Raw genomic sequence first — 1,921 nt, 5'->3', positions numbered from 1 at the left:
CGATTTTTTTATGTGTGCCCAGCATGTACATCACCTATAAGGTGCAAGTCCTGAACCATGAAGGCAGTAGTAGTGGTTAGCCTAAGACAAGGGTGTCCGTGGTGACGCGGAATCTGAAGGAAGTCGGCGGCAAATTTCCGACCTAAGGAACAAGAACTTCATATAAGGCTAGGTAACATTGGATGAGTTTGCATAACAAAACGAAGTCCTTACTGCCAAAGGTGTTACAGAGTAAATGAAGTAGGTAGATGGAATGAAAGATGATGTACTTACCTGGGGAGGTCTGGCAAATAAGCTACACACTTGTAGTAACTTATCTAGTGATAGATAACTGAATTGCCAGAAGTCAGCAGACGTCATAGTACCTTTTCTGAACTCGAGAACGAAAAGGGAAGGACTGAACAAATTAAGGAGAACAGATACTAGGCGTTCGAATTCTATATAGAAGCAGACAATCTCTATAAAGAGACTTACTTGAATGAAGAAACGGTGAATACGTGGGGGACTTCAAGAGGGTGGAGTAGAATTAGGCACAAACAGACAATCTTGTTCACGTAGAAAGGAAATATCAAATGTTGATGGAAATGATCCTAACACGGGAAAATCTTTTAAGTGCTCTGAAAAGAGTCGAACGAAATAAGGGGAGCCACGGTGTAGACAATATGTCGACCAAAGACCTGCGGTCGTACATTGTCAAACACTGGGATGAACTAAAACAATCCCTTGAAAATGGAACCTATCAACCACATCCAGTCCGTCGAGTCGAAATCCCGAAACCGAATGGTGGCATGAGGTTATTAGGTATACCGACCGTGTTAGACCGATTCATCCAACAAGCAATTACCCAAGTATTAACACCAATATTCGACCCAAACTTCTCGGAAAATAGCTACGGTTTTCGTCCAAAGAAAAGAGGACATGACGCAGTAAGAAAAGCAAAAGGTTATATAAAGGAAGGATGCGAATGGGTAATTGATATTGACTTAGAGAAATTCTTTGACAAAGTTAACCACGATAAGTTGATGGGCATCCTAGCGAAGCGAATTCCAGACAAGATACTCTTAAGACTAATACGGAGTTATCTGAGCGCAGGAGTCATGATTGGAGGAATATTTTCTGAAAGTACCGAAGGTACTCCACAAGGAGGACCATTAAGTCCATTACTCTCAAATATTATTTTAGACGATTTAGATAAAGAGTTGGAAAGAAGAGAATGCAAGTTTGTAAGATACGCCGATGATTGTAATATCTATGTTAAATCAAAGAAGGCAGGATTGCGAACAATGTCTTCTATTGTTTCCTTTATTGAAAAGAACTTAAAGCTTAAGGTAAATACGGAAAAGTCTTCAGTAGACCGACCGTGGAACAGAAAATTCTTAGGCTTTAGTTTTATATGTATCAATAAAACTAAAATAAAAATCTCTAATCAGAGCTTAAAGAGAGTAAGACAGAAAATTAAAGAATTAACTTCGAGAAAGAATTCTATTCAAATGGTAAGACGTATAGAAAAATTAAATACTTACCTGATTGGCTGGTGTGGATACTATGCGTTGGCAGATACACCAAGTCAATTTAAAAGTTTAGATAAGTGGATTCGAAGAAGACTTAGAATGTGCTTATGGAAACAATGGAAATTTCCACGTACTAGGATAAGGAAACTAATCAGTCTTGGCATTAATAAACAAACAGCTTATGAATGGGGAAATACAAGAAAAGGCTATTGGAGAATTTCGCAAAGTCATATTCTAAACAAAAGCCTAGGGAATAAATTTTGGCAAAACCAAGGTCTCAAAAGTCTATATCTAAGATATGAATTTTTACGTCAGACATAATTTGAACCGCCGTATACGGAACCGTACGTACGGTGGTGTGAGAGGTCGGGGGTTAGCCGCCCCCTCCTACTCGATTGAGCTAAATGGCA

At 38.9% G+C, this 1,921-nt stretch carries 1 protein-coding gene; it reads left to right on the top strand.

The window, feature by feature from the left end; all coding sequences use genetic code 11:
- Positions 1-572: 572 nt before the first annotated feature.
- Positions 573-1,832 carry a group II intron reverse transcriptase/maturase gene (gene ltrA / locus COJ46_RS19225; RefSeq protein WP_098566200.1) on the top strand — a complete coding sequence of 420 codons (1,260 nt, stop codon included), beginning with the start codon at positions 573-575 and terminating at the stop codon, positions 1,830-1,832.
- The last annotated feature ends 89 nt before the right edge of the window (positions 1,833-1,921 follow it).

The organism is Bacillus sp. AFS077874 (genome assembly GCF_002566505.1).
In the GTDB taxonomy this organism is placed as follows: Bacteria; Bacillota; Bacilli; order Bacillales; family Bacillaceae_G; genus Gottfriedia.
The sequence above is the reverse complement of the archived record's forward strand: the minus strand, read 5'-3'. Positions and strand labels throughout refer to the sequence as shown.